Origin of the sequence: Streptomyces sp. Y7 (genome assembly GCF_043195415.1) — a bacterium.
Classification (GTDB): Bacteria; Actinomycetota; Actinomycetes; order Streptomycetales; family Streptomycetaceae; genus Streptomyces.
Window position 1 is genome coordinate 41,229 of the sequence record NZ_JBIDDQ010000022.1, and the last position, 25,199, is coordinate 66,427.

The following is a 25,199-nucleotide window of genomic DNA, read 5'->3' on the forward strand; positions in this document are numbered from 1 at the left end:
GCCCCGGGTGTCACGCTGTGATCATGAGCCGTATCGAAGCCGCACCCGCCCAGGCCCGGGGTGACCTCACCGAGCGGCTGCTCGCGGGTCTGCCCGCGGAGGCCGTCCTCACCGACCCCGACATCACGGCCTCCTACGCCAACGACATGGCCAGCTTCTGCCCGGCCGGCGCCCCCGCGGTGGTGGTGCTGCCGCGCACCGTCGAAGAGGTCCAGCACGTCATGCGCACCGCCACCGAGCTGCGCGTCCCGGTCGTCCCCCAGGGCGCCCGCACGGGACTGTCCGGCGGGGCCAACGCCTCCGACGGCTGCATCGTGCTGTCGCTGACCAGGATGGACCGCATCCTGGAGATCAACCCCGTCGACCGCATCGCCGTCGTCGAGCCCGGCGTCATCAACGCCGCCCTGTCGCGCGCGGTGGGCGAACACGGCCTGTACTACCCGCCGGACCCCTCCAGCTGGGAGATGTGCACGATCGGCGGCAACATCGGCACCGCCTCCGGGGGCCTGTGCTGCGTGAAGTACGGGGTCACAGCCGAGTACGTCCTCGGCCTCGACGTCGTCCTCGCCGACGGCCGTCTGATGACGACCGGCCGCCGCACGGCCAAGGGGGTCGCGGGGTACGACATGACCCGCCTGTTCGTCGGCTCCGAGGGCTCGCTCGGCATCGTCGTACGGGCCGTCCTGGCGCTGCGGCCGCAGCCGCCGCAGCAGCTGGTGCTGGCCGCCGAGTTCGCGTCCGCGGCCGCCGCCTGCGACGCGGTGTGCCGGATCATGGCCGGCGGGCACGTTCCGTCACTGCTGGAGATCATGGACCGTACGACGGTCAAGGCGGTGAACGACCTCGCGCACATGGGGCTGCCGGAGAGCACCGAGGCCCTCCTGCTGGCCGCCTTCGACACCCCGGACCCCGCGGCCGACCTGGCCGCCGTCGGCGCGCTGTGCGAGGCGGCCGGCGCCACCCAGGTGGTCCCGGCGGACGACGCCGCCGAGTCCGAACTCCTCCTCCAGGCGCGGCGGTTGTCCCTGACCGCGCTGGAGGCGGTGCGGGGCGTGACGATGATCGACGACGTGTGCGTGCCCCGTTCGCGGCTCGGCGACCTCATCGAGGGCGTCGAGCGGATCGCGGAGAAGCACCAGCTGACCATCGGCGTCGTCGCGCACGCCGGTGACGGCAACACCCACCCGACCGTCTGCTTCGACGCGTCGGACCCCGACGAGTCCCGGCGCGCCCGCGAGTCCTTCGACGAGATCATGGCCCTCGGCCTGGAACTCGGCGGCACGATCACCGGCGAGCACGGCGTGGGTGTCCTGAAGAAGGAGTGGCTGGCGCGCGAGATCGGCCCCGTCGGGATCGAGATGCAGCGGGGCATCAAGCAGGTCTTCGACCCGCTGGACATCCTGAACCCGGGCAAGCTCTTCTGACGTCCCGCACCTCACTGGGCGAGCAGCTGGTCGAGCGCGTCGTCGATCCCCAGCTGCTCGCCCTCGGTTCCCGGAGGCACCAGCCGCAGCGTCCGCTCCAGCCAGGCCGACACCTGCGCCGCGGGTGCCTCCAGGAGGGCGTCGCCGTCGGGCGAGCTCAGCCCCATCAGCACCACACTGCGGCCCTCGGCCTTCGTCGGCCACACCCGCACGTCCCCGTGCCCGCACGGCCGGAACACCCCCTCGACGAGCAGATCGCGGGAGAAGGTCCAGAACACGGGCTGCTCGGAGTTGATGTGGAAGGTGACGTGCACGGCGTACGGATCGTCGCTGCGATAACCCAGCCGCGCCGGCACCGGCACACTGCGCTCCGGCGACAGGATGAGCCGCAACTCCAGTTCGCGCTCCACGACGGTGTGATGCATGGCGTTCGTTTCCTCTCTCGCGACGCGTGCGAGCCGCACGGACGGGCTCGTACGAGTGGAGAGGGAGCGGGGCCGCGGACCATTACGCGACTTCCCCCGACTTTTTCCGGCCCGATCCCGCAGGGGTGGTGTCGTCGGCCTACCGCACCGGAGTTCCGCTCGTGTGAAGTACGTGTACGAGGTTGCCTGGCTGTGCTTTCCCGGGGGGTGACCCCCGGACCCCCAGCCGACGGAGTGAGACCGCCGGTCTCCGAGCAGCCGCCGCGGGTGGGTGGTCCCGGGGTGGTGTCGTCGGCCTACCGCACCGGAGTTCCGCTCGTGTGCAGTACGTGTACGAGGTTGCCTGGCTGTGCTTTCCCGGGGGGTGACCCCCGGACCCCCAGCCGACAGAGCGAGACCGCCGTTGTCCGAGCAGCCGCCGCGAGTGAGTGGTGTCGTCGGCATACCGCACCGGAGTCCCGCTCGTGTGCAGTACGTGTACGAGGTTGCCTGGAAAGGGGCGGGTCCGGCGGGACCGGCGGTGGTTGGCGCGCCGGTCTGATAGATGTGGAGGCCCTCATTTGACCCACGAGCAGATACCGGACGACGGACATGAGCGCCCCTACCCCGGCCCCCGGTGACGACCGGCCCCGCGATGGGTATTACCCGGACCCGTCCATTCCTGGATATGTCCGGTACTGGAACGGTGCCTCCTGGGTGCCGGGCACCAGCCGTCCGGCACCCACGGACGGCGAGACGCTCGCGCCGCCGCCGGGTGCGCAGCCGTCCCAGCCGCCCTCGGTGGAGGAGACCGGCCCGCACTTCTTCGACGAGGAGCCGGCCGCCGGGTCCGCACCGGGCGGAGCCCAGCACGGCAGCCGCCCCGAGCCGGCGTCCGCTTGGGGCGCCGACTCCGGGCACCAGTCCGGCTTCGGCGGCGACCAGGACCGCCGGGTCTCCTGGGGGCAGCCCGAACCCGACCCGCGGGATCCGCGCACGGCGGCCCAGCCGGACGGCCACGCCGCCCGCGCCGACGGCACGGCGTCGATCCCGCCCGCCGAGCCGGCCGCGGACTCCGGCGGTGTCGCCTCAGGTGACACGTTCATGATCCGCAGGCCCGTCGCCGGCGCCGCGAGCCAGGCCGCTCCCGGTATCCCCGGCCCCGGTGGCCCCGCCCCCGCCGACGGCACCATGGCGATCCGCGCCGTGTCCCCGCGCACGGGGCAGCAGGGCGGGGCGGCCGGGGCGCAGACCGGTGGCACGGGCGCGTCCGCCGTCCCGGGCGCCGCACGTGCGGACGCAGAGCGCCCCGGCGCGGCCGGTGCCCCGCAGGGCCCCGGCTTCGGCGCGGGGAAGGCCGCCGCGGAACGCGCCGGGACGGCCCAGCCACCGGCCCAGGCGGCCGCTGGAGCCGGGTCCGCCGCCCAGGCGCCCGCCGGCACCCCCGGAGGCGTCCCCGGCCCGCAGCAGGCCGCTCCGAGCGTTCCCCGTCAGGCCGCCGGCCCGCAGCAGCAGGCCGCCGGTTCCGGCACGCCCATGGCCGCGGGCGCCGGCGGCGGTCAGTCCTCCTGGGCGCAGCAGGTCCACCGGCTCGCGGGCCCGTCCGACGAGGACCAGCCCGTCGCCCCCTGGAAGCCCCCGACCCTGGACCCCTTCCAGGCCGCCGCCATGCGTCAGGCCGCCGCCCGCCCCGCCAACCTCGGCAAGCGGCTGGCCGCCCGGCTGCTCGACACCGTCGTGCTGGCCGCCGTCACCGCGGTGGTCGCCGTGCCGCTCGGCACCAAGGCCATCGACCACGTCAACGACAAGATCGACGCCGCGAAGCTGTCCGGCGAGACGGTCACCGTCTGGCTGCTGGACGGCACCACGTCCGTGTATCTCAGCGTCATCCTGGCCGTGCTGCTCCTGTTCGGCGTGGTCTACGAGGCGCTGCCCACCGCCAAGTGGGGCCGCACCCTGGGCAAGAAGGTGCTCGGCCTGGAGGTGCGGGACATCGAGGGCCACGAGCCTCCGCAGTTCGGCGCCGCCCTGCGCCGCTGGCTCGTGTACAGCGTCCCCGGCCTCCTCGTCATCGGCGTCGTCGGTGTCCTGTGGTGCGTGTTCGACCGTCCGTGGCACCAGTGCTGGCACGACAAGGCTGCGCATACGTTCGTCGCGGGCTGACCCGTACGGCGTACGTCCCGGGGGATTTACGTACTCCGGACGGCCCCGCGCCGGATGCGAAAGCGCGGGGTTCGCGGTCGACTCGGGGCCATGAGCAGCGAACCGCCTCCCGGTTCCGGGCAGCAGCCCCCGGAAGACGACAGGTTCAGGAAGCAGCCCCCGCCGCCCGGGGGCTCGGGTTCGCCGTACGGTGATCAGCCTCCGTACGGCGGCCAGCCCCCGCCTCCGCCGGGTGGCGGTGGTGGTCCCTACGGCGGTGACCCGTACGGCGGCGGCGGTTACCCCAGCGACCCCCTCGCCGGGATGCCCCCGCTGGCCGACAGCGGCAAACGCACGATCGCCCGCATCCTCGACATGATCCTGGTGGGTGTCGTGGTCTGGCTGCTCACCTGGGGATTCGGCGTCACCGAACTCGACGTGGACACCGACAAGGTGGAGTACGGCAAGTCCCTCGGCCAGTCGGCGATCGCTGCCGTGCTCTACATCGCCTACGACACCGTCATGACGGTCCGGGACGGACAGACCCTCGGCAAGCGGCTGTTCAAGCTGCGGGTGGCCAACCTCGACAACGGCGCCACGCCGTCCGTGCAGAACTCACTGATCCGCGCGGCGGTCCTGTGGATCCCGTTCGCGTTCTGCTGTGCCTGCATCTGGACGGCGATCTGCGGCGGTTGGAGTTACTTCGACCGGCCCTACAAACAGGGTCTGCACGACAAGGCGGCGAAGACAGTGGTGGTCAGCACCGGCAGCTGACGGATGTCAGGACTGCGAGAGTGCGGGCTCCTCGGCCTTCTCCTGTTCCGCGCCGACGGGCTTGCGCACCGTCACCACGCGGGTCTTCTTCGGGATCGGCACCGTCATGGCGACCAGGAGGCCGAGCATGAGCGCCGCTACGGCGATGACCGCGATCCCCACACCCGAACTGGTCTGTGACAGCAGCAGCATGGCGAGCGTGGAGAAGATCACGGTGCACGAGCCGTAGGAGAGCTGTGCGGCAGTCGGACGAGGCATGATCATCGTGTCCTCGGAATCAGGGGTGCACGGGGGTCTCGGCCTGGCTTTGCGCCGACGTCCGGGCGTTCCGCCATCCGACTCTAACCGCGTGCATGCCCGAGAGGAACAAACCGTAAGCGTGACCTAACCAACAGTGCCGGTGCACAGGGGGCGCACGGAGTCATGGCGTCCAGCAAGTGGACGGCGGCACGCGCCCGTTCGTCAAAGATCGTTGTTCGCTAAACGAACACCAACTCCGCATAATGCAATTGACCTGTTCAAGTCAAGGTCTGTTTTTTCTGCTTAACCTCTAGTCAAATGTCGTCACTTGACTACACGCGTTGATCCCGCGCGCGGATCCTCCATGACCAGGACCCTCCTTCCGCGCGCCCGGCGCGGGGGAGGATCTCAAGTGACCAGTAGACCCTGGACGTTCAGAACGGCGGCGACCGCCGTCGCGCTCGCCACGGCGGCGGCCACGTTCTCGACCTTCGCGGTGGCGCAGGCCGACGAAGGCGCGCCGGCTTCCGTGGAGCGGCACGACCCGGCGGACAACACCCACGCCGAGCACAACCTCGACGGCCCGATGAGCAAGACTCAGGAGGCCCAGCGCGAGGAAGCCCTGAACCAGGTCATATCCGGCGACGCCAAGGTGACCAAGCGCGAGGGCTCGCAGGTCGTCCAGCTCAAGAGCAAGAAGGGCGACAGCAAGTACGTCGAGCTCGGGCGCGAGAAGACCGACAAGATCTTCACGATCCTGGTCGAGTTCGGCGACAAGCTCAGCGAGTTCGGCGGCACCCCCGGCCCGGCCCACAACCAGATAGCCGAGCCCGACCGCGCCCTGGACAACTCCACGGCGTGGAAGAAGGACTACAACCAGAAGCACTACGAGGACCTCTACTTCGGCACCGGCAAGAAGACCGAGTCGGTGAAGAAGTACTACGAGAAGCAGTCCTCGGGCCGCTACTCGGTCGAGGGCGAGGTCGCCGACTGGGTCAAGGTCCCCTATAACGAGGCCCGCTACGGCAACAACGCCTGCGGCCAGACCAACTGCTCCAGCGTCTGGAACGTCGTCAGCGACGGTCTGAACGCGTGGGTCGCCCAGCAGAAGGCGGCTGGGAAGACCGACGCCGAGATCAAGGCGGACGTCAAGCAGTTCGACCAGTGGGACCGCTACGACTTCGACGGTGACGGCGACTTCAACGAGGCCGACGGCTACATCGACCACTTCCAGGTCGTGCACGCCGGTGAGGACGAGTCCGCGGGCGGCGGCGCGCAGGGCACCGACGCCATCTGGGCCCACCGCTGGTACGCGTTCGGCACCGACGCGGGTGCCACCGGCCCCGCCGGCAACAAGCTGGGCGGCGCGAAGATCGGCGACACCGGCGTCTGGGTCGGCGACTACACGGTCCAGCCCGAGAACGGCGGCCTGGGTGTCTACGCCCACGAGTACGGCCACGACCTCGGCCTGCCGGACCACTACGACACCACCGGCAACGGCGACAACTCCACCGGCTTCTGGACCCTGATGTCCTCCGGTTCCTGGCTCGGCACCGGCAAGAACGAGATCGGTGACCTGCCGGGCGACATGACCGCCTGGGACAAGCTCCAGCTGGGCTGGCTCAAGTACGACACGGCCAAGGCCGCCACGAGCTCGTGGCACAAGCTGGGTGTCGCCGAGTACAACACCAAGCACAAGCAGGGTCTTGTGGTCGAGCTGCCCAAGAAGCGGGTCACCACGACGATCGTGGCGCCGGCGCAGGGCGCGAACCAGTGGTGGAGCGGCAGCGGTGACAACCTCGCCAACACCCTGACCCGTTCCGTGGACCTCACGGGCAAGACCTCCGCCTCGCTGACGCTGGACGGCTGGTACGACATCGAGGCCGAGTACGACTACCTCTACACCGAGGTCTCGACCGACGGCGGCGCCAACTGGACGGCCGTCGACGGCACCGTCGACGGTGCGGCCATCCCGAAGGACGCCAGCGGCAAGCCGGCGCTCACCGGCACGGTCGACGCGTACAAGAAGCTGGTCTTCCCGCTGGACGCCTACGCCGGCAAGAAGGTCGACCTGCGCTTCCGCTACCAGACCGACGGCGGCGTGGCCCAGAAGGGCTTCGCGGCCGACCAGATCACCGTGACGGCCGACGGCACGGCGCTGTTCTCCGACAACGCCGAGAGCGCGGACGCCGCTTGGAAGACCAAGGGCTTCTCCCGCATCGGCGCGTCCATCACGGACGACTACGCCCAGTACTACATCGCCGAGAACCGTCAGTACGTCTCGTACGACAAGGTCCTGAAGACCGGCCCGTACAACTTCGGCTTCGCGACGACCCGTCCGGACTGGGTGGAGCACTACCCGTACCAGAACGGTCTGTTGATCTGGAAGTGGGACACCTCCCAGGCGGACAACAACACCAGCGTCCACCCCGGTGTCGGCCTGGTCCTGCCGATCGACTCGCACCCGGCGGCGCTGAAGTGGGCCGACGGCACGGTGATGCGCAACCGCATCCAGTCCTTCGACTCCCCGTTCAGCAAGTTCCGCACGGACGGCATCAACCTGCACAACGCCGACGCGCTGACCAAGATCCCGTCGCGTCCGGGGGTGTCGGTCTTCAACGACCGCACCCACACGTACTACGACGCGCTGACCCCGACCGCCGGTGTCAAGATCACTGACACCAACACCAAGATCAAGATCGTCAAGGAGGCCAAGGACGGCTCCACGATCGAGCTCGAGGTCGCTCCTGCGGTGAAGTAATCGGCATCATTGCAGGTCAGAGCATGATCGGCGGCAACCCCCTGGCGGGGTTGCCGCCGCTCGTGTTTAGGTGCACCCTGTGCTTCCGTTATTGACACCGGGGCCGGCGACGGCACCGGCACCGACCCTGACACCGACTCGCACGGGGGTGTGACCGCATGGCCGCAGGAGGTTTCTGCAAGCTGCCGACCGGCAGCGTGGTGGTGGCTCTGAACCTGCCCAGACCCACCGCCGACGGCACGGGCTGCGTCCGTGTCCTCGTCCACGCCCAGAACCGCGCCCGAGCCCTGACCAGGCTCCGCAACCTGGGCATGCGCGCCGTCTACCTGCGGGGCAACGCCGCTCCGCCCACCCCGGACGAGATCACCGCCGTCCTGCACCACCCCGACGGCCTGATATGGCGAACGGCCCCCGACAACGGTGTCGCCACCGCCCCGGACCTGATGCAGGAACTGTGGCACCCGATCAGGGCACTCCTGAGGAGACCCACGGCAAGGCCCTGGGGCACGGAAACCACCGGCACCCTCTGAGCCACGCAGGAGCAGCACCGGCACCCCCTGGGCCACGCAGGAGCAGCCCGGCACCCCCTGGGCCACGCAGGAGCGGCACCGGCACCCCCTGGGCCGCAGGCAGCAGCGGGCGCCCCTGAGGCACGGGCTGCAGCCACGCCCCCGGGCACACGAAGCACCGGCGCCCTCTGAGCCACGGGCGGCGGCCACGCCCTGGGGGCGCGGGGAACTGCGCGAACGGCCACGACGACGCGGCAGCCGCCGGACGGCCGACCGCGGCACCCCCGTCGGGCGGACCGGCTACGCCACGACCGGCTTCCCGGACAGCTCGACCCCCGCCTCGCGCATCTCCTCGAGTGCCCGCTCAGTGGTCTCCGTGGCCACCCCCGCGGTCAGATCCAGCAGCACCTGCGTACGGAACCCCTCCCGCGCCGCATCCAGCGCGGTAGCCCGCACGCAGTGGTCCGTGGCGATGCCCACCACGTCCACCTCCGAGACCTCCCGGGCCCGCAGCCAGTCCGCCAGCTTCACGCCGTTCTCGTCGGCCCCCTCGAACCCGCTGTACGCCGCCGCGTACGCCCCCTTGTCGAAGACCGCGTCGATCGCGCCCGAGGCCACCGCGGGGGCGAAGTTCGGGTGGAACCCGACCCCCTCCGTGCCCGCGACGCAGTGCGCCGGCCAGGAGTGCCGGAAGTCGGGGTGGGCGGAGAAGTGACCGCCCGGCGCGATGTGGTGGTCGCGGGTGGCCACGACATGCTGGTAGCCGGACCCGGCCGCCTGCCCGATCAGCTCGGTGACGGCGGCGGCCACGTCGGCACCGCCGGCCACGGCGAGGCTGCCTCCCTCGCAGAAGTCGTTCTGCACGTCTACGACGATCAAGGCGCGGCGCATGGTCGGTGTCCTTCGGTTATGGACGCTGGGGTCGGGACGCTGAAAATCGGTGCCGGCCCGGCCGGTGAACTTCCGAGCCTAGAGACTTCGGGTGCGGTGCGGGAGGGGGCATGGGGTGAGCACGCCGGGCGCGCTCGCTTCACGCCCCCGCGGAGCTCCCCGAGCGCCCGTTGACATACTCGGTCGGAATGACAGGTTCCCCGCGCGAGAGCTGCGTGGCGGACAGCGGCAGGTTCGCGCGCGCGGCCGCGTGCCGGTCCCGTACGGCGTCCAGCGGCTCCCGGGCCACCACGGTCCCGCCCTTGACGAGCTCGACCAGCAGCTGCCGGTCGGCGAGTTCCGCCGGCACCGCCGCCGTGCCGATGACCTCGCTCTCCGCGACGCCGTACTCGTCCAGGCGCCGCGCGGCCCACTTGCGGCCCCCGATGGAGGTCTTGCCCCCGGTCGACTTCTTCGCGACCGGCAGCAGCGGTGCGCCGGCCTCGGTGGACTCGGCGCGGGCGACCAGCTTGTAGACCATCGAGCAGGTCGGGTGCCCGGAGCCGGTCACCAGCTGGGTGCCGACGCCGTACGCGTCCACCGGCGCCGCCGCCAGCGAGGCGATGGCGTACTCGTCCAGGTCGGAGGTCACGATGATCCGGGTGCCGGTCGCGCCCAGCTCGTCGAGCTGCTGGCGGACCCGGTGCGCGACCAGCAGCAGATCACCGGAGTCGATACGGACAGCGCCCAGCTCGGGCCCGGCCACCTCCACGGCCGTACGGACCGCCTCGGCGACGTCGTAGGTGTCCACGAGCAGCGTGGTGCCGCGGCCCATGGAGTTGACCTGGGCCTGGAAGGCGTCCCGCTCGCGGTCGTGCAGCAGGGTGAAGGCGTGGGCGCTGGTGCCGACCGTGGGGATGCCGTAGCGGAAGCCGGCGGCCAGGTCGGACGTGGAGGTGAAGCCGCCGACGTAGGCGGCGCGGGAGGCGGCCACGGCGGCCAGCTCGTGGGTGCGGCGGGCGCCCATCTCGATGAGCGGGCGGGTGCCGGCCGCCGACGACATGCGGGAGGCGGCGGCGGCGATCGCGGAGTCGTGGTTGAGGATGGAGAGGATCACCGTCTCCAGCAGCACGCACTCGGCGAAGGTGCCCTCCACCCGCATGATCGGCGAGCCGGGGAAGTAGACCTCCCCCTCGGGGTAGCCCCAGATGTCACCGGAGAACCGGTAGTCCGCGAGCCAGGCCAGGGTCTGCTCGTCGACGATCCTCCCCTCGCGCAGGAAGCCGAGGACGTCCGCGTCGAAGCGGAAGTTCTCGACGGCGTCCAGGACTCGGCCGGTGCCGGCCACGACGCCGTAGCGCCGGCCCTCCGGCAGCCGCCGGGTGAAGACCTCGAACACGCTCCGCCGCTCGGCGGTGCCCGCCTTCAGGGCGGCCTGAAGCATCGTGAGCTCGTACTGGTCCGTGAAGAGCGCTGTCGAGGGAACGTCCACCGGCAGCCCAAGGTCCGCTGTGTTCATGGCAACCGATGGTACCCCCATTTCGTCAGTCTGACGATTTGGTCCCGGGAGTTCGGCGGGGATTTGTGCGACCACCCCCCTGCGGTGGCAGCATGGGCACTGTGACGTCACCCGCTCCCGTAGAGATCGAACGCACCGAATCGGCGGAGGAGACCTTCGCCGTACCCGAGCCGGACGTCCCCTGGGTCACGATCGTGCACAACGACCCGGTCAACCTCATGAGCTATGTGACCTACGTCTTCCAGTCGTACTTCGGGTACACGAAGGACAAGGCGACCAAGCTCATGCTCGATGTCCACCACAAAGGCCGGGCGGTCGTCTCCAGCGGTAGTCGCGAGGAGATGGAACGCGATGTGCAGGCGATGCACGGCTACGGTCTGTGGGCCACCCTGCAGCAGGACCGGAAGTAGCGAATCGTCTTCATGCCAGGAACCTTCGAACCGCTCCCCGGCGGCGGCGCGGCCGTCGCCCTCGACGACGTCGAGATCTCCATCATCCGGTCGCTGGCCGTGCAGCTCCTGGAGCTCATCGGCCCCGGCCCCGCCGAGGACGCCCCCGACGACCCGCTCGCCGAGCTGTTCGCCGAGGGCCCGAGCGAACCGCCGGCCGACCCGGTCCTCAAGCGCCTCTTCCCGGACGCCTACGGCGACCCCGACGGCACTCCGCAGGCCAAGGAGGCCGAGGAGCAGCGGGCGTACTCCGCGGAATTCCGCCGCTACACCGAGAACGACCTGCGGTCGGGCAAGCGGGACAACGCCCTCACCGTGGTGCGCTGCCTGGACTCGCTGAGCACCGCCTCCGCCGGTGAGGGCGGCGCCGTGCTCAAGCTCTCCGTCGAGGAGTCCCAGCAGTGGCTCGGCGCGCTGAACGACCTGCGCCTGGCCATCGGCTCCCGGCTGGAGATCGCCGACGAGGACGACACCGATCTGCTCTACCGGCTCCCGGACGAGGATCCGCGCAAGCCGATGGTGATGGCCTACCTGTGGCTCGGAGGGCTCCAGGAGACGCTGGTCGCCACGCTCATGCCGTAGTTCGCGACCGTCTTGTGCTGAAGTGTGACGATTTTGTGTTCGCTCAGCGGACGCTCAAATCCGGATAACGATCGCGTCACTGCCGCCACCCGCTATGGGGGCGGCAGTCTCGTTTGTCCGCTTCTTCCTGTGCGATGCGCCACACGAAGCGCCCCCGATCACGGTTAAGGCCGTGATAAATCTTCACGACGCCCGCCGAGCACCACCCGAATGTTCGGCCGGGTGCGCCACAGGGCCGACGGATCGTCGGCAGGGCACAGCTCCAGCAATCCGGGGGGATCGAGACCCGATCCGGGGCCGACGAAGGTCCGGGTCGGCATGGAGAAAGGCGCACAACACATGACCTCTGCGAAGGTCACTGACGAGAAGGCCACGGGTACCCCGGAAGAGGGGTACGAGCGGGGTCTCGGCAGCCGTCAGGTCCAGATGATCGCGATCGGCGGCGCCATCGGCGTCGGCCTCTTCATGGGTGCCGGAGCGAACATCGCGAAGGCCGGCCCCAGCATCATCCTCATGTACGCCCTCGCGGGCGTCGTCATCTTCTTCATCATGCGGGCCCTGGGCGAGCTGCTGCTCTACCGGCCCGTCTCCGGCTCCTTCGCCGAGTACGCCCGCGAATTCCTCGGCCCCTTCTTCGGGTTCGTCACGGGCTGGACGTACTGGCTCATGTGGGTGGTCACCGGCATGGCCGAGCTCACCGCCGCCGCGATCTACATCCACTTCTGGTTCCCCGAGATCCCGCAATGGGTCAGCGCCCTGGTGTTCCTGGTGGTGCTCTTCGGTGTGAACCTGATCTCCGTCAAGATCTTCGGCGAGGTCGAGTTCTGGTTCTCGATGATCAAGGTCACGGCCATCATCGGCATGATCGTCATCGGCCTCGGCGTGCTCACCCTCGGCTTCTCCGACGCCGGTGACACCGCCACCGTCTCCAACCTCTGGGCGCACGACGGCTTCTTCCCGAACGGCATCGGCTCCAGCCTGATGACGCTCCAGGGCGTCATGTTCGCCTACCTCGCCGTCGAGCTCGTCGGCGTCACCGCGGGCGAGTCCGAGAACCCCGAGAAGACCCTGCCCAAGGCCATCAACACGCTGCCCTGGCGCATCATCGTCTTCTACGTCGGTGCCCTGCTGGTCATCCTGTCCGTCGTGAAGTGGACCGAGTTCTCCGCGGGCGAGAGCCCCTTCGTCCACGCGTTCGGCAAGATCGGCATCCCGCTCGCCGCGGGCATCGTGAACTTCGTGGTGCTCACCGCGGCCCTTTCCTCCTGCAACTCGGGCATGTACTCGACCGGCCGCATGCTGCGCGACCTGGCCGCCAACAGCGAGGCCCCGCAGGCGTTCGGCAAGCTCAACTCCCGCAAGACGCCCGCCATCGGCATCACGGTCTCCGTGGCGCTCATGGGCATCGGTGTGGTCCTGAACTACGTCGTCCCGGAGAAGGCGTTCCTCTACGTCACCTCCGTCGCCACCGCGGCCGGCATCTGGACGTGGATGATGATCCTCGTCAGTCACATCCGCTACCGCGCCGCGGTCGACGCGGGCCGGCTGCGTGCCTCGTCCTTCCCCGCTCCCGGCGGTGCGCTCTTCAGCTGGGTCGCGCTTCTCTTCCTCATCGGCGTGACCTTCATGATCGCGTACGACAAGGACGCGCGGGTCTGCCTGTACGTCGCGGCCGGCTGGGCCGTCGCCCTGGGCATCGGCTGGGCGGTCCTCAAGCGCCGTAACCCGCAGCTCGGGGAGCGCGGGGGCGAGCCGGAGCTCGAGAAGGTCGGCTAGGCGCTTCGCTGTAAAGGCCGCGCGGGGCCATCGGTCGTCCGCGGCTCCGCTGTGGCCGGTCGCGCAGTTCCCCGCGCCCCTTCAGGGCGTTGCCGATCTGCCCCTCCAGGACGTCCCGCCCCCGGAGCACTCGTGGCGCTCCCGGTGGCTGCCGCTCAGGGCGTCCGGCATGTGGGCCGCCCCGTACCACTCTTCGGTACGGGGCGGCCCGTTGCTTATCCTGACGCACATGCTGACCATCACGCAGGCCCTCGTCGACCAGATCGTCGCCCACGCCCGCAAGGACCACCCCGACGAGGCGTGCGGCGTCGTCGCGGGCCCGGCCGGCTCGGACCGTCCCGAGCGCTTCATCCCGATGCTGAACGCGGCCATGTCGCCGACGTTCTACGAGTTCGACTCCGGCGACCTGCTCAAGCTCTACCGCGAGATGGACGACCGCGACGAGGAGCCGGTGGTCATCTACCACTCCCACACCGCCACCGAGGCCTACCCCTCGCGCACCGACATCTCCTACGCCAACGAGCCCGGCGCGCACTACGTCCTGGTCTCCACCGCCGACACCGACGGCCTCGGCGACTTCCAGTTCCGCTCCTACCGGATCGTCGACGGCGAGGTGGCGGAGGAGGAGGTCAAGGTCGTCGAGGCCCACTGAGCCGGTCTGAACAGTGCGGTCTCACTCCCCGGCCCTCAACCGTCCGCGATGTGGGATCACCTTCCAAAAGCCGGACCGGGAATCGATACGATGACCCCATGGTTTTCCACGACGTGAGCGAGAAGACGCCGGGCATGTTGCTCGTGGCGCGGCTGCACGTCGACCTGTGCAGGCTCGCCAGCGCCATCTGTTGACGCGACACCCTGCCGCCGACCGGCCGTGAGCCGCGGCGCTTCACACGCACCACCCCGCTGTACTGCGCTGCCGCGCGCCCCCGACTGACTACTCCCGACAGGAGCCCTGAGCCATGGCCATCGAGGTCCGCATCCCCACCATCCTCCGCACCTACACCGACGGTCAGAAGGCGGTGGAGGGCAGCGGTGACACCCTCGCCGAGCTGTTCACCGACCTCGAGACCCGGCACACGGGCATCCAGGCCCGCATCGTGGACGGCGACCAGCTGCGCCGCTTCGTCAACGTCTACCTCAACGACGAGGACGTCCGCTTCCTCGACGGCATCAACACCAAGCTCGCCGACGGCGACAACGTGACGATCCTGCCGGCCGTGGCCGGCGGCATGGCCTGATCCGAATGCGCTACGACTCCCCGCTCGCCGCGGTGGGCAACACCCCTCTGGTGCGCCTGCCGCGGTTGTCGCCGTCCGAGGACGTCCGCATCTGGGCCAAGCTGGAGGACCGCAACCCCACCGGCTCGGTCAAGGACCGCCCCGCCCTGCACATGATCGAGCAGGCGGAGAAGGACGGCCGCCTCACCCCGGGCTGCACGATCCTGGAGCCGACCAGCGGCAACACCGGCATCTCGCTCGCGATGGCGGCCAAGCTCAAGGGCTACCGCATGGTCTGCGTGATGCCCGAGAACACCTCGCAGGAGCGCCGCGACCTGCTCGGCATGTGGGGCGCGGAGATCATCTCGTCCCCGGCCGCGGGCGGCTCCAACACCGCCGTACGGGTCGCCAAGGAGCTCTCGGCCGAGCACCCCGACTGGGTGATGCTCTACCAGTACGGCAACCCCGACAACGCGGGCGCCCACTACGCCACGACGGGCCCGGAGATCCTCGCCGACCTCCCCTCCGTCACCCACTTCGTCGCCGGCCTCGGCACCACCGGCACCCTGATGGGCGTCGGCCGCTTCCTGCGTGAGCAGAAGCCCGACGTGAAGATCGTCGCCGCCGAACCGCGCTACGACGACCTGGTCTACGGCCTGCGCAACCTCGACGAGGGCTTCGTCCCCGAGCTGTACGACGCCTCCGTCCTGACCACCCGCTTCTCGGTCGGCTCGGCCGACGCGGTCACCCGCACCCGTGAACTCCTCCAGCAGGAGGGCATCTTCGCGGGCGTCTCCACCGGCGCCGCCCTGCACGCGGCGATCGGCGTCGGCAACAAGGCGCTGAAGGCGGGGGAGAGCGCGGACATCGTGTTCGTCGTCGCCGACGGCGGCTGGAAGTACCTCTCGACGGGCGTCTACACGGCGGCCACGACCGAGGAAGCGATCGAGACCCTCCAGGGTCAGCTCTGGGCCTGAGCGGTGCCCGCGAGGGCCCCGCTCCCACCCGGCGGAGCGCCTATTCGGCGAGGTGACGGACCTGGTCCCACACGACCGGGTCCATCACCCCCACCCGCCGCCGGAACTCCCACACCGGTACGTTCCGCAGTTCGCCGGTCTCCAGGAAACTCGCCCGGCCGCGGGCGTCGCCGACCGCGCCCGGCGGCAGCGGGATCACTCCGTAGCGTTCGGCGCGGTACTTGCTGGTGATCTTCGCGACGGTCACCTGCTGCCCGCGCACCGCCAGCACCAGACACGGCCGGTCCTTGGCCCGCCCGTCTGCCGCCACCGCCGCGCCCGAGGCGCCGGGCACCGCGCCCTTCGACCCCGGCCCGTCCTCGTAGGGCACTCGCGCCCACCAGATCTCCGCGGGCTCCGGCCGCGCCGACGCGCGCCCCGCGGGCCGTCCCGGCGGGCGGGTCCGACGGCTCCTGGGCCGGCTGCCGCGCCCCCATCCGTCCACGAGCGTGGCGATCAGCGCGAGCAGTACCACCGCCGCGAGCGCCAGCCACCAGGACGTGTCCATGAGGAGAAGGTACCGGCGCGCCCCGGCCCGCGCGCGCCCTCTTCCCCGCCTTCTTTGCCCTTTGCCACGACCGTGTGCGAGTGCTTCGCACGCACCTGCCGTTACTCGGGTCCCATATCCAGCCGAACGCGTGACACCACAGGTGAGTTCGCCCACAACAGACCTTTGCGGAGGAGCGACCGGAGGTTTTGCGCCTTACGCTCGACAAACCGCACGACCCCCGAAGCCCCAATTCCCGATCTTCTGGATTTCCCGCCAGCGGAGGTTTCTGTTTCATGAAGCTCACCGTCGTCGGCTGCTCGGGGTCGTTCCCGTCCGCGGAATCGGCCTGCTCGAGCTACCTCGTCGAGGCCGACGGCTTCCGGCTGCTTCTCGACATGGGCAACGGCGCCCTCGGCGAGCTGCAGCGCCACTGCGGTCTCTACGACCTCGACGCGATCTTCCTCAGCCACCTGCACGCCGACCACTGCATCGACATGTGCGCGTATTTCGTCGCGCGCTACTACCGGCACGACGGCGGACGCTGCGACCCGATCCCGGTCTACGGACCCGAGGGCACCGAGCAGCGCCTGACCACCGCCTACGCCGACACCCCCACCGCCTCGTCCATGAGCGAGGTCTTCGACTTCCACACGGTCAAGCCGTCCACCTTCGAGATCGGCCCCTTCACGGTGCACACCGAACGCGTGGCCCATCCGGTGGAGGCGTACGGCATCCGCATCGAGCACGGTGGAAAGACGCTGACCTACTCGGGTGACACGGGCATCAGCACCGCCCTGGACGAACTCGCCCGCGACGCGGATCTGTTCCTGTGCGAGGCCGCCTTCACGCACGGCAAGGAGAACATCCCCGACCTGCACCTCAACGGTCGTGAGGCAGGTCAGTCGGCGGCCCGCGCGGGCGCCCGCCGTCTGGTCCTCACCCACATCCCGCCGTGGACCGACCCCCAGGTCAATCTGGCCGACGCGCGTGAGGTCTACGACGGTCCGGTGGAACTCGCGGTGCCGAGGCGCACGTACGAGATCTAGCCTTCGAGAACACGGCCCGTACGGGGTTCAGGCCCGTATGCGCGAAGAAGGCCCCGGAACCTTCCCGGTTCCGGGGCCTTCGTCATGCCGTACGGCTCGGCCTCACGCCTTGGTGAGGTCCTCCAGCTCCTCCTCGGGCTCGCGGCCCGGGGTGGGGAGGTTCCACTTCGTGATGGCGAAGCGGAAGACGGAGTAGTAGATCGCGGCGAAGACGAGGCCGATCGGGATGATGAGCCATGGCTTCGTCGCCAGGTTCCAGTTGAGCGCGTAGTCGATGAAGCCCGCGGAGAAGGTGAAGCCCGCGTGGACGCCGAGCGCCCAGGTGATCGCCATCGACAGGGCGGTCAGGACCGCGTGGATCACGTACAGCACCGGGGCGATGAACATGAACGCGAACTCGATGGGCTCGGTGACACCGGTGACGAAGGACGTCAGGGCGAGCGAGATCATCATGCCCATCACGGCCTTGCGACGCTCGGGGCGGGCGCAGTGCGCGATGGCGATGGCGGCGGCCGGCAGACCGAACATCATGATCGGGAAGAAGCCCGACATGAACTGACCGGCGGTCGGGTCACCGGCGAAGAAGCGGTTCAGGTCGCCGTGCACGATCTCACCGGCGGCGTCCTTGAAGTCGCCGAGCTGGAACCAGGAGACGGTGTTCACGAACTGGTGCATGCCGACCGGGATCAGCGCGCGGTTGATCAGACCGAACAGACCCGCGCCGACGGCGCCGAGACCGGTCATCCACTCGCCGAAGTCGGCGATGACCTCACCGATCGGCTCCCACACCAGGCCGAAGAAGACACCCATGACGGTGCCGACGAAGGCCATGATGATCGGGACGAGACGGCGGCCGTTGAAGAAGCCGAGCCAGTCCACCAGCTTGGTGCGGTGGTAGCGCTGCCACAGCACGGCGGCCAGCAGACCCATGATGATGCCGCCGAGGACACCGGGGTTGTTGTAGGTCGCGGCTATGTCCGCGCCGGCCTGCACCTTGGCCTCGGTGACCGGGAACGCCTTCAGCACGTTGCTGTAGACAAGGAAGCCGACGAGCGCGGCCAGGGCGGTCGAGCCGTCCGACTTCTTGGCGAAGCCGATCGCCACACCGATGCAGAACAGCATCGGCAGGTTGTCGAAGATCGCGCCACCGGCGGTGGCGAACACGGCCGCGACCTTGTCCCAGCCGAGCCCGTCCGCGCCGAACACGTCGGGCTGGCCGAAGCGGAGCAGGAGACCTGCGGCCGGAAGCACGGCGATCGGCAGCTGCAGGCTGCGGCCGACCTTCTGAAGGCCCTGGAAAAGACCGGATCCCCACTTCTTTGTGGGGGCCGCCGTTGGCGAGGTGGCGGTGCTCATAGACTTCCTCCATCGGGTGGTGGTCTACACCACTCAGTGGTGTAGACCTGTTGTAGCACGATGAAGGTGAGATAAGGAACCCGCGATTCCCAAGGGTTTTCTGGACCGTTATCAAGCCCTAAATCAGCCCTTTGTGACGTCCTCGACCTGGTCCTCGGGCTCCCTGCCCGGCGTCTTGAGATCGAACTTCGTGATCGCGAAGCGGAAGATCACGTAGTAGACGAGCGCGAAGCACAGGCCGATCGGAATCATCGCCCACGGTTTCGTCGCCAGGTTCCAGTTGATGATGTAGTCGATCAGACCGGCCGAGAAGCTGAAGCCGTCGTGCACGCCCAGGCCCCAGGTGACCGCCATCGACGCACCGGTCAGCACCGCGTGCACCGCGTACAGCAGCGGCGCGACGAACAGGAACGAGTACTCGATCGGTTCCGTGATGCCGGTGACGAAGGACGTCAGGGCCACCGACAGCATCAGGCCGCCGACCTCCTTACGGCGGCTCGGCCTGGCGCAGTGGGTCATGGCGAGGGCCGCCGCGGGCAGCGCGAACATCATGATCGGGAAGAAGCCCGAGGTGAACTGGCCGGCGTCCGGGTCGCCCGCGAGGAACATGTTGATGTCGCCGTGCACGACCGTGCCGTCCGGCTTGGTGTAGGTGCCGAACTGGAACCAGATGGGCACATTGAGGAACTGGTGCAGCCCGACGACCAGAAGCGCACGGTTGGCGATGCCGAAGACACCGGCGCCCCAGGAACCCAGGTCGCTCATCCAGTCGCTGAAGCTCTCCAGCGCGTCACCGATCGGCGGCCACACCCACAGGCACAGCGCCGCGAACGCGATCGCCACGAACGCCATGATGATGGGGACGAGCCGCCGGCCGTTGAAGAAGCCGAGCCAGTCCACCAGCTTCGTACGGTGGTAACGGGCCCAGAAGAAGGCGGCCAGCAGACCGATGACGATGCCGCCGAAGACACCCGGATTCTGGTACTCGAAGACCGTCACCGTCCCGTCCTGCAGCTGACAGCCGACGTTGGGGACCGCCTTCGAGCCCTCCGGGCAGTCCTCCGGGAACTGGCGCAGCACGTTGTAGTAGACGAGGAACCCCGCGACCGCCGCCAGCGCCGTCGAACCGTCGGACTTCTTCGCCATGCCGATGGCCACACCGATGCAGAACAGCAGCGGCAGCCCGAGCGAGCCGTCCAGCAGTGCGCCGCCCGCGCCCGCCATCACCTTGGAGACATCGGTCCAGCCGAGTCCGTCGTCCCCGAACACGTCCGGCTGGCCGAGGCGGTTGAGGATGCCGGCGGCGGGCAGGACGGCGATGGGCAGTTGAAGGCTGCGGCCCATCTTCTGCAGGCCCTGGAAGAACTTGTGCCAGCGCGCCCGCGCGGGACTGATGGCGGAGCTGTCGGCACTCATGGACGCCCCTCGGTAAGGTGGTGTAGACCAGTTGGCGACGGTTCCACTGTCGTGAACGCCATCCTTCGGCACCCACGGCATGACCGCTCGCGAAGATGGGCCAACTGTGGGTTACTGCGACAAAGCGGTTCGGATCAGGGAGAAGGAACATGGCCAGCAAGGCTGAGAAGATCGTTGCCGGGCTCGGTGGCATCGACAACATCGAGGAGATCGAGGGCTGCATCACCCGGCTGCGCACCGAGGTCAGTGACGCCTCGCTGGTCGACGAGTCCGCCCTGAAGGCCGCCGGCGCCCACGGCGTCGTGAAGATGGGCACCGCCATCCAGGTCGTCATCGGCACCGACGCCGACCCGATCGCCGCGGAGATCGAAGACATGATGTGAGCGACGCAGCTCACCGAAGGGGCCCCCGTCCACCGCGACAGGGGCCCCTTCCCCGTGTGGGGCTAGGCTCACGCCATGGCAGCTACCTCCTCAACGACCCGCATCGACGGGCGCACCCCCGAACAGCTCCGGCCGGTCACCATCGAACGCGCCTGGAGCAAGCACGCGGAGGGCTCCGTCCTCGTCTCCTTCGGTGACACGAAGGTCCTGTGCACCGCCTCCTTCACCGAAGGCGTCCCGCGCTGGCGCAAGGGCAGCGGAGAGGGCTGGGTCACCGCGGAGTACGCCATGCTGCCCCGCGCCACCAACACCCGCGGCGACCGCGAGTCCGTCCGCGGCAAGATCGGCGGCCGCACCCACGAGATCAGCCGCCTCATCGGCCGCTCCCTGCGCGCGGTCATCGACTACAAGGCGCTCGGCGAGAACACCATCGTCCTCGACTGCGACGTCCTCCAGGCCGACGGCGGCACCCGCACCGCCGCCATCACCGGCGCCTACGTCGCCCTCGCCGACGCCATCGCCTGGGCCCAGGGCAAGAAGCTGATCAAGCCCGGCCGCAAGCCGCTCACCGGCACCGTCAGCGCCGTCTCGGTCGGCATCGTCGACGGCGTCCCGCTCCTCGACCTCCGCTACGAGGAGGACGTGAAGGCCGACACCGACATGAACGTCGTCTGCACCGGCGACGGCCGCTTCGTCGAGGTCCAGGGCACCGCCGAGGCCGAGCCCTTCGCGCGCGAGGAGCTCAACGCCCTGCTGGACCTGGCCGTTTCGGGCTGCGGGGAGCTGGCGGACCTCCAGCGCAAGGCGCTTGATACCGTCCTCGAAAAGTAAAGGGCGCGCCAAGAAGAGCCGCCGCTTCGGGCAACCACGCGGCCTTCCCCGGCGTCACTAGGGGTACGGGCGTACGGCACACCGCTGTGCGCCCGGCCAGTGAGCACGGGGGGCCTGCGGGGCCTGTGCAGGGAGGGGAACGTCAAGCATGGCCACGAGCCGACGACGCCGGAGCCGTATCGCCATAGCCGCCGCCACGATCGCGGCGGTAGGACTGACGGCCGGGCTGACCACCGGCTGCGACGCCGTCAACAAGGCACTGGACTGCGTCCAGACCGCCGAGGCAGTCGCCGACAGTGTCACGGAACTCCAGCAGGCCGTGGACAACGCCTCGAACGACCCCACGCAGATCGACGAGGCGATCGTGTCCATCGGGGACAACCTCGACGAGATCGGCAGCAAGACGGACAACGCCGACCTCGACAAGGCGACCGCGGACATGCGCAAGGCCCTACTCGAGGTCCAGACGGCCGTCGAGAACGGTGACACCACGCCCGACATCAGCGGGATCACGGACGCGGCCGGCGAGCTGACGAAGGTCTGCACGCCGTAACGCCGCGCCGACGCGACTCATCTGCCCGGTTCCGTCGGCAGGCGGCCCCGGTTCCGTCGGCGGTCGGCCCCGGTTCCGTCGGCGTGCGGCCGCAGGCCCGTCGTGGCTGGTCGCGCAGTTCCCCGCGCCCCTATCGACCGCTCCGCGGCCGCCTTGGGGCGTCCGGGGCTGCCTGGCTACTGTGTTGCCATGACCCGCCTCATCCTCGCCACCCGCAACGCCGGAAAGATCATCGAGCTCCGGGCGATCCTCGCCGACGCAGGTCTCGACCACGAGCTCGTCGGCGCGGACGCCTACCCGGAGATCCCCGACGTCAAGGAAACCGGCGTCACCTTCGCCGAGAACGCGCTGCTGAAGGCCCACGCCCTGGCGCGGGCGACCGGACTGCCCGCCGTCGCCGACGACTCCGGGCTCTGCGTCGACGTCCTCAACGGCGCCCCCGGCATCTTCTCGGCCCGCTGGGCCGGCCGGCACGGCGACGACAAGGCCAACCTGGACCTGCTGCTGGCCCAGCTCTCCGACATCGACGAGGCCCACCGCGGCGCCCACTTCGCCTGCGCCGCCGCACTCGCCCTGCCCGACGGCACGGAGCGCGTGGTCGAGGGACAGCTCAGGGGCATCCTGCGCCAGGTACCGGCCGGCACCAACGGCTTCGGGTACGACCCTGTCCTGCAGCCGGAGGGCGAGAGCCGGACCTGCGCCGAGCTGAACCCCGAGGAGAAGAACGCCATCAGTCACCGGGGCAAGGCGTTCCGGGCACTGGTGCCGGTGGTGCGGGAGCTGGTGGGCTGACTGGGCGGACAGGCCCCGCGCCTAAGAAGTGAAGGCGCGGGGCCTGTTTCTCGTGTGGGCCCGGTGGGACTCGAACCCACGACACACCGGACCTAAACCGGCGCCCTCTAGCCTGCTGGGGTACGGGCCCGCAGCGCCGCCTACTTTACTGCGCCCTGTGCTTTGCTCGCTGACCACCTCGGCACCACGTACTGGTGATCGCATGGCAGTTGGGGCAGAGCAGCCGCAGGTTCTCGCGCCGGTCGTCGCGCCAGTCACCGTTGATGTGGTCGACCTCCAGCGTCATGGGCTTGCCGAGCCACTCCGGAGCGACTCTGCAACGGGCGCACCTTTCGGGTACGCCGACGTCGCGGAGCGCGCGACGTAGCAGCGAGGTCTTTGTCCGGAGCCTGCCGTCGTGCAGCACCAGAATGTCCTCCGGGCGTTTGGCGGTCGCGCTCGGTCTGCCCCGTTGGTGGGCCTGGCCCAGGAAGTGGGAGGTGTCGAGGCACTCCTCGGCCACCCACTGGTGGAACAGGGTGCGGAACTGGCCGGTGCGAGGTCGTCCCAGGGCGCGGAGCGCCCCCGCGATGGACGTCGCCTCGTGAACAGCGCGCCGCAGCTCCTCCTGGGCCGGTTTCGGGTGTGGCTTCCCGGCCCGCCTCCGGCGGGGGAAGTGCGAGATGTCGATGCCGAAGTGCTCGAAGCGCTTGTACAGGTGCTGACGAAGATTGCGGTACGGCCTGGTGCCGATAAAGGCGATGACCTCTTCGATGTCGGAGCACAGTGCGGCGGCTTCTGCCAGTCGCTCGCGCGTGTACTCCACGCTGGTGCTCATGAGGTGCCGCCCCTGGCACGTCCCTTGCCCCGGCCCCGGTAACTGTCCGTGGTCGAGTGGCAGTTGGGGCAGAGCAGCCGCAGGTTCTCGATGCGGTTGTTCCGCCAGTTGCCGTCGATGTGGTCGACCTCCAGAGGAAGGCGTTCGCCGAGCCACACCGGTTCGATCCCGCACAGGGCACAGTTCTCCGCTGCGCCCAGCTCTCGCATCGCCCGCTTGAGCCGGCTGCCCGGCACTCGCCCGGCCCCGGCCGAGCTCTCGTCGACGAGGATCTCTTCGGCCGTGTGGCGGCGCTGATTGTTCCGATGCCGCTCGGTGCGGACCGCAGGCGTGAAGTGCGAGGTATCGAGGCCGTAGAGCTTGATACGGCGGGAGATGTTCGTATGGTGCCCCCCGACCACTTCGAGCCCGAGCTCCCGCAGGACCTCGTTGACGCTGGTCGACACCGCGACCACCGGCTCCAGGACCTGCCTCGTCCACTTGGCCCCCTCCCGCTCGAAGTGCGAGACGTCCACCCCGAGTTTCTTCATCCGCTCGTGGATGTACCGCCGTCTCCAGCCCTTCGGATCCACCCCCAACCGCTCAAGCGCCTCCGACAAGGTCCGTGCCCCCCGAGCCGCCTCTTCCAACCGCTCCCTGGTGTACGCACTGGCACCCATCGCGCCCCTCCGCTCTCGGTCACCTGTTCATGACCCGTACGGAGCAACGAACCGGCGGTCGGGTGGTGACGGGGGCGCTGGTATGGTGTGGATCACCAGGCAAGCCTTCCGGGCTCGGGCGACCGAGCAACTCCGGGAGGCTTTTTTCATGATCATTCACAGTGCTGTGCCGGTGCGTGTGCGCCCGGCCGAACACGAGGACCGTCCCGTCGTCGAACGCCTCTGGCTGCTGTTCCGGCATGACCTGTCCGAGTTCGGCGGGCAACTGCCCCACCCGGACGGGACGTTTCGCAAGGAGCGGCTGGAGGCGGCTTTCAGCGGTGACGCCGACTGGGTGCCGTATCTGTTCAGCAGGGGCGAGCATCCCGTCGGGTTCGCCTTCGTGCGGGCGGCCGGTGGCCCCACCCGTGTGCTCAACAGCTTCTTCGTGGTGCGGGGAGCGCGCCGGGCCGGAGTCGGGTCGGAGGCGGTGCGGGAGGTGGTGCGGCGGCATCCCGGGGAATGGGCCGTCGCCTTTCAGGACGTCAACGCGGGCGCCGTACGGTTCTGGCGGCGGGTCGCCGAGGAACTCGCGCCGGGGATGTGGAGCGAGGAGCGCAGGCCGGTGCCGGGGCGGGCCGACCTGGCTCCCGATGTGTGGATCTCGTTCAGATACCCAGGTCCTTGATGATCTTCGCCACGTGGCCGGTCGCCCGCACGTTGTACAGCGCCCGCTCGACCTTGCCCTCCTCGTCCACGACGATCGTGGACCGGATGACGCCCATGTACGTCTTGCCGTAGTTCTTCTTCTCGCCGTAGGCGCCGTACGCCTCGGTGACGGACTTCTCCGGGTCGGCCAGCAGCGTGACCTTGAGGGACTCCTTCTCGCGGAACTTGGCGAGCTTCTCCGGGGCGTCCGGGGAGATGCCGATCACGTCGTAGCCCGCGCCGGCCAGCAGCTCCAGGTTGTCCGTGAAGTCGCAGGCCTGCTTGGTGCAGCCCGGGGTCAGGGCGGCGGGGTAGAAGTAGACGATGACCTTGCGGCCCTTGTGGTCCGACAGGGACATCTCGTTGCCGTCGGCGTCGGGCAGGGTGAAGGCGGGGGCCACGTCCCCCGGCTGGAGTCGCTCGCTCATCGAACCAGCGTAACCGGGGAGCCTGACAGTGCGGTCCGGCGAGGAACTGACAGACTGT

28 protein-coding genes and 1 tRNA gene are annotated in these 25,199 nt (G+C 69.5%); 18 read left to right on the forward strand and 11 right to left on the reverse strand.

Translation table 11 applies throughout. From position 1 onward, the window contains the following. Positions 1-17 precede the first annotated feature (17 nt). Positions 18-1,424 (forward strand): FAD-binding oxidoreductase, encoded by a 1,407-nt coding sequence (locus ACGFW6_RS35115; RefSeq protein ID WP_393519277.1) that lies wholly within the window; start codon positions 18-20, stop codon positions 1,422-1,424. Between the two features lie 11 nt (positions 1,425-1,435). Here ACGFW6_RS35115 and ACGFW6_RS35120 read toward each other — a convergent pair whose 3' ends face one another. Next, positions 1,436-1,849, reverse strand: coding sequence for an SsgA family sporulation/cell division regulator (locus ACGFW6_RS35120; RefSeq protein ID WP_393519279.1), 414 nt, complete (start codon positions 1,847-1,849; stop codon positions 1,436-1,438). Positions 1,850-2,440: 591 nt separating this feature from the next. On the opposite strand from ACGFW6_RS35120, the gene ACGFW6_RS35125 reads away from it, so the two are divergent. Continuing rightward, positions 2,441-3,991 carry an RDD family protein gene (locus ACGFW6_RS35125; protein ID WP_393519281.1) on the forward strand — a complete coding sequence of 517 codons (1,551 nt, stop codon included), beginning with the start codon at positions 2,441-2,443 and terminating at the stop codon, positions 3,989-3,991. 90 nt (positions 3,992-4,081) lie between these two features. Continuing rightward, positions 4,082-4,744 (forward strand): RDD family protein, encoded by a 663-nt coding sequence (locus ACGFW6_RS35130; RefSeq protein WP_393519283.1) that lies wholly within the window; start codon positions 4,082-4,084, stop codon positions 4,742-4,744. A 6-nt stretch (positions 4,745-4,750) separates the two neighbouring features. On the opposite strand, the gene ACGFW6_RS35135 is transcribed toward ACGFW6_RS35130, so the two are convergent. Then, positions 4,751-5,008 (reverse strand): hypothetical protein, encoded by a 258-nt coding sequence (locus tag ACGFW6_RS35135; RefSeq protein ID WP_393519285.1) that lies wholly within the window; start codon positions 5,006-5,008, stop codon positions 4,751-4,753. A gap of 388 nt (positions 5,009-5,396) precedes the next feature. Here ACGFW6_RS35135 and ACGFW6_RS35140 point away from each other — a divergent pair, with 388 nt between their 5' ends. Beyond that, positions 5,397-7,745: an immune inhibitor A domain-containing protein gene (locus ACGFW6_RS35140; protein ID WP_393519287.1), complete on the forward strand. Its 2,349-nt coding sequence runs from the start codon at positions 5,397-5,399 to the stop codon at positions 7,743-7,745. Positions 7,746-7,903: 158 nt separating this feature from the next. Next, positions 7,904-8,275, forward strand: coding sequence for a hypothetical protein (locus ACGFW6_RS35145; RefSeq protein WP_393519289.1), 372 nt, complete (start codon positions 7,904-7,906; stop codon positions 8,273-8,275). A gap of 279 nt (positions 8,276-8,554) precedes the next feature. Here ACGFW6_RS35145 and ACGFW6_RS35150 read toward each other — a convergent pair whose 3' ends face one another. Further along, positions 8,555-9,145: an isochorismatase family protein gene (locus ACGFW6_RS35150; RefSeq protein ID WP_393519291.1), complete on the reverse strand. Its 591-nt coding sequence runs from the start codon at positions 9,143-9,145 to the stop codon at positions 8,555-8,557. 139 nt (positions 9,146-9,284) lie between these two features. Further along, positions 9,285-10,643 (reverse strand): nicotinate phosphoribosyltransferase, encoded by a 1,359-nt coding sequence (locus tag ACGFW6_RS35155; protein ID WP_393519293.1) that lies wholly within the window; start codon positions 10,641-10,643, stop codon positions 9,285-9,287. A 92-nt stretch (positions 10,644-10,735) separates the two neighbouring features. On the opposite strand from ACGFW6_RS35155, the gene clpS reads away from it, so the two are divergent. From clpS to ACGFW6_RS35190, 7 genes are all read left to right on the forward strand, one after another. Next, positions 10,736-11,053, forward strand: coding sequence for an ATP-dependent Clp protease adapter ClpS (clpS, locus tag ACGFW6_RS35160; protein ID WP_190074556.1), 318 nt, complete (start codon positions 10,736-10,738; stop codon positions 11,051-11,053). A 12-nt stretch (positions 11,054-11,065) separates the two neighbouring features. Continuing rightward, on the forward strand, positions 11,066-11,674 hold the full coding sequence (locus tag ACGFW6_RS35165) for a DUF2017 domain-containing protein (protein WP_393519295.1): 609 nt from the start codon (positions 11,066-11,068) through the stop codon (positions 11,672-11,674). Between the two features lie 339 nt (positions 11,675-12,013). Beyond that, positions 12,014-13,450 (forward strand): amino acid permease, encoded by a 1,437-nt coding sequence (locus tag ACGFW6_RS35170; RefSeq protein ID WP_393519297.1) that lies wholly within the window; start codon positions 12,014-12,016, stop codon positions 13,448-13,450. Positions 13,451-13,679: 229 nt separating this feature from the next. Next, on the forward strand, positions 13,680-14,102 hold the full coding sequence (locus tag ACGFW6_RS35175) for a Mov34/MPN/PAD-1 family protein (RefSeq protein WP_393519299.1): 423 nt from the start codon (positions 13,680-13,682) through the stop codon (positions 14,100-14,102). 98 nt (positions 14,103-14,200) lie between these two features. Beyond that, positions 14,201-14,296, forward strand: coding sequence for a putative leader peptide (locus ACGFW6_RS35180; protein ID WP_316959376.1), 96 nt, complete (start codon positions 14,201-14,203; stop codon positions 14,294-14,296). A gap of 113 nt (positions 14,297-14,409) precedes the next feature. After that, positions 14,410-14,688 (forward strand): MoaD/ThiS family protein, encoded by a 279-nt coding sequence (locus ACGFW6_RS35185; RefSeq protein ID WP_393519302.1) that lies wholly within the window; start codon positions 14,410-14,412, stop codon positions 14,686-14,688. Positions 14,689-14,693: 5 nt separating this feature from the next. Next, positions 14,694-15,644, forward strand: a complete 951-nt coding sequence (locus ACGFW6_RS35190; RefSeq protein WP_393519304.1) for a PLP-dependent cysteine synthase family protein — start codon at positions 14,694-14,696, stop codon at positions 15,642-15,644. A gap of 40 nt (positions 15,645-15,684) precedes the next feature. Here ACGFW6_RS35190 and ACGFW6_RS35195 read toward each other — a convergent pair whose 3' ends face one another. After that, the gene (locus tag ACGFW6_RS35195; RefSeq protein ID WP_393519306.1) at positions 15,685-16,191 is read right to left on the reverse strand and encodes a type II toxin-antitoxin system PemK/MazF family toxin; all 507 of its coding nucleotides are present in this window, start codon (positions 16,189-16,191) and stop codon (positions 15,685-15,687) included. A 275-nt stretch (positions 16,192-16,466) separates the two neighbouring features. Between ACGFW6_RS35195 and ACGFW6_RS35200 the strand changes: the two genes are divergently transcribed. Next, complete coding sequence (locus ACGFW6_RS35200; protein WP_393519308.1) at positions 16,467-17,219, forward strand: MBL fold metallo-hydrolase; 753 nt, start codon at positions 16,467-16,469, stop codon at positions 17,217-17,219. 102 nt (positions 17,220-17,321) lie between these two features. Here ACGFW6_RS35200 and ACGFW6_RS35205 read toward each other — a convergent pair whose 3' ends face one another. Together ACGFW6_RS35205 and ACGFW6_RS35210 are read right to left on the reverse strand one after the other, a co-directional pair. Next, entirely contained in the window at positions 17,322-18,575 is a 1,254-nt protein-coding gene (locus ACGFW6_RS35205; protein ID WP_393519310.1) for a PTS transporter subunit EIIC, read from the reverse strand. Between the two features lie 123 nt (positions 18,576-18,698). Next, complete coding sequence (locus tag ACGFW6_RS35210; RefSeq protein ID WP_393519312.1) at positions 18,699-19,991, reverse strand: PTS transporter subunit EIIC; 1,293 nt, start codon at positions 19,989-19,991, stop codon at positions 18,699-18,701. A gap of 149 nt (positions 19,992-20,140) precedes the next feature. On the opposite strand from ACGFW6_RS35210, the gene ACGFW6_RS35215 reads away from it, so the two are divergent. From ACGFW6_RS35215 to rdgB, 4 genes are all read left to right on the forward strand, one after another. Further along, a complete protein-coding gene (locus tag ACGFW6_RS35215) occupies positions 20,141-20,374 on the forward strand; it encodes a glucose PTS transporter subunit EIIB (RefSeq protein WP_030945941.1) in 234 nt (77 codons plus the stop codon). A 75-nt stretch (positions 20,375-20,449) separates the two neighbouring features. Next, complete coding sequence (rph, locus tag ACGFW6_RS35220; protein ID WP_393519316.1) at positions 20,450-21,205, forward strand: ribonuclease PH; 756 nt, start codon at positions 20,450-20,452, stop codon at positions 21,203-21,205. A gap of 148 nt (positions 21,206-21,353) precedes the next feature. Then, positions 21,354-21,758, forward strand: a complete 405-nt coding sequence (locus ACGFW6_RS35225; protein ID WP_393519319.1) for a hypothetical protein — start codon at positions 21,354-21,356, stop codon at positions 21,756-21,758. A 189-nt stretch (positions 21,759-21,947) separates the two neighbouring features. Then, positions 21,948-22,550 carry an RdgB/HAM1 family non-canonical purine NTP pyrophosphatase gene (gene rdgB / locus ACGFW6_RS35230; RefSeq protein WP_393519321.1) on the forward strand — a complete coding sequence of 201 codons (603 nt, stop codon included), beginning with the start codon at positions 21,948-21,950 and terminating at the stop codon, positions 22,548-22,550. A 55-nt stretch (positions 22,551-22,605) separates the two neighbouring features. Here the strand turns inward: rdgB and ACGFW6_RS35235 are convergent. The 3 genes from ACGFW6_RS35235 to ACGFW6_RS35245 all read right to left on the reverse strand — a co-directional run bounded on the left by ACGFW6_RS35235 (position 22,606) and on the right by ACGFW6_RS35245 (position 24,026). Further along, positions 22,606-22,680, reverse strand: a tRNA-Leu gene (locus ACGFW6_RS35235). 15 nt (positions 22,681-22,695) lie between these two features. Further along, complete coding sequence (locus tag ACGFW6_RS35240; RefSeq protein ID WP_393519324.1) at positions 22,696-23,367, reverse strand: HNH endonuclease; 672 nt, start codon at positions 23,365-23,367, stop codon at positions 22,696-22,698. Then, a complete protein-coding gene (locus tag ACGFW6_RS35245) occupies positions 23,364-24,026 on the reverse strand; it encodes an HNH endonuclease (protein WP_393519327.1) in 663 nt (220 codons plus the stop codon). Before ACGFW6_RS35245 ends, ACGFW6_RS35240 begins: the two co-directional genes overlap by 4 nt. A gap of 148 nt (positions 24,027-24,174) precedes the next feature. Here ACGFW6_RS35245 and ACGFW6_RS35250 point away from each other — a divergent pair, with 148 nt between their 5' ends. Next, positions 24,175-24,693 carry a GNAT family N-acetyltransferase gene (locus tag ACGFW6_RS35250; RefSeq protein WP_393519330.1) on the forward strand — a complete coding sequence of 173 codons (519 nt, stop codon included), beginning with the start codon at positions 24,175-24,177 and terminating at the stop codon, positions 24,691-24,693. Here the strand turns inward: ACGFW6_RS35250 and bcp are convergent. Beyond that, positions 24,674-25,141: a thioredoxin-dependent thiol peroxidase gene (gene bcp / locus ACGFW6_RS35255; protein ID WP_393519333.1), complete on the reverse strand. Its 468-nt coding sequence runs from the start codon at positions 25,139-25,141 to the stop codon at positions 24,674-24,676. The two genes, ACGFW6_RS35250 and bcp, sit on opposite strands and share 20 nt — an antisense overlap. Positions 25,142-25,199 lie beyond the last annotated feature (58 nt).

Coding starts and splice junctions, on each gene's coding strand:
- ACGFW6_RS35120 (WP_393519279.1), bottom strand. CDS start 1,849: ATGCATCACACCGTCGTGGAGCGCGAACTGGAGTTGCGGCTCATCCTG.
- ACGFW6_RS35125 (WP_393519281.1), top strand. CDS start 2,441: ATGAGCGCCCCTACCCCGGCCCCCGGTGACGACCGGCCCCGCGATGGG.
- ACGFW6_RS35130 (WP_393519283.1), top strand. CDS start 4,082: ATGAGCAGCGAACCGCCTCCCGGTTCCGGGCAGCAGCCCCCGGAAGAC.
- ACGFW6_RS35135 (WP_393519285.1), bottom strand. CDS start 5,008: ATGATCATGCCTCGTCCGACTGCCGCACAGCTCTCCTACGGCTCGTGC.
- ACGFW6_RS35145 (WP_393519289.1), top strand. CDS start 7,904: ATGGCCGCAGGAGGTTTCTGCAAGCTGCCGACCGGCAGCGTGGTGGTG.
- ACGFW6_RS35150 (WP_393519291.1), bottom strand. CDS start 9,145: ATGCGCCGCGCCTTGATCGTCGTAGACGTGCAGAACGACTTCTGCGAG.
- ACGFW6_RS35155 (WP_393519293.1), bottom strand. CDS start 10,643: ATGAACACAGCGGACCTTGGGCTGCCGGTGGACGTTCCCTCGACAGCG.
- clpS (WP_190074556.1), top strand. CDS start 10,736: ATGGGCACTGTGACGTCACCCGCTCCCGTAGAGATCGAACGCACCGAA.
- ACGFW6_RS35165 (WP_393519295.1), top strand. CDS start 11,066: ATGCCAGGAACCTTCGAACCGCTCCCCGGCGGCGGCGCGGCCGTCGCC.
- ACGFW6_RS35170 (WP_393519297.1), top strand. CDS start 12,014: ATGACCTCTGCGAAGGTCACTGACGAGAAGGCCACGGGTACCCCGGAA.
- ACGFW6_RS35175 (WP_393519299.1), top strand. CDS start 13,680: ATGCTGACCATCACGCAGGCCCTCGTCGACCAGATCGTCGCCCACGCC.
- ACGFW6_RS35180 (WP_316959376.1), top strand. CDS start 14,201: ATGGTTTTCCACGACGTGAGCGAGAAGACGCCGGGCATGTTGCTCGTG.
- ACGFW6_RS35185 (WP_393519302.1), top strand. CDS start 14,410: ATGGCCATCGAGGTCCGCATCCCCACCATCCTCCGCACCTACACCGAC.
- ACGFW6_RS35190 (WP_393519304.1), top strand. CDS start 14,694: ATGCGCTACGACTCCCCGCTCGCCGCGGTGGGCAACACCCCTCTGGTG.
- ACGFW6_RS35195 (WP_393519306.1), bottom strand. CDS start 16,191: ATGGACACGTCCTGGTGGCTGGCGCTCGCGGCGGTGGTACTGCTCGCG.
- ACGFW6_RS35200 (WP_393519308.1), top strand. CDS start 16,467: ATGAAGCTCACCGTCGTCGGCTGCTCGGGGTCGTTCCCGTCCGCGGAA.
- ACGFW6_RS35205 (WP_393519310.1), bottom strand. CDS start 18,575: ATGAGCACCGCCACCTCGCCAACGGCGGCCCCCACAAAGAAGTGGGGA.
- ACGFW6_RS35210 (WP_393519312.1), bottom strand. CDS start 19,991: ATGAGTGCCGACAGCTCCGCCATCAGTCCCGCGCGGGCGCGCTGGCAC.
- ACGFW6_RS35215 (WP_030945941.1), top strand. CDS start 20,141: ATGGCCAGCAAGGCTGAGAAGATCGTTGCCGGGCTCGGTGGCATCGAC.
- rph (WP_393519316.1), top strand. CDS start 20,450: ATGGCAGCTACCTCCTCAACGACCCGCATCGACGGGCGCACCCCCGAA.
- ACGFW6_RS35225 (WP_393519319.1), top strand. CDS start 21,354: ATGGCCACGAGCCGACGACGCCGGAGCCGTATCGCCATAGCCGCCGCC.
- rdgB (WP_393519321.1), top strand. CDS start 21,948: ATGACCCGCCTCATCCTCGCCACCCGCAACGCCGGAAAGATCATCGAG.
- ACGFW6_RS35240 (WP_393519324.1), bottom strand. CDS start 23,367: ATGAGCACCAGCGTGGAGTACACGCGCGAGCGACTGGCAGAAGCCGCC.
- ACGFW6_RS35245 (WP_393519327.1), bottom strand. CDS start 24,026: ATGGGTGCCAGTGCGTACACCAGGGAGCGGTTGGAAGAGGCGGCTCGG.
- ACGFW6_RS35250 (WP_393519330.1), top strand. CDS start 24,175: ATGATCATTCACAGTGCTGTGCCGGTGCGTGTGCGCCCGGCCGAACAC.
- bcp (WP_393519333.1), bottom strand. CDS start 25,141: ATGAGCGAGCGACTCCAGCCGGGGGACGTGGCCCCCGCCTTCACCCTG.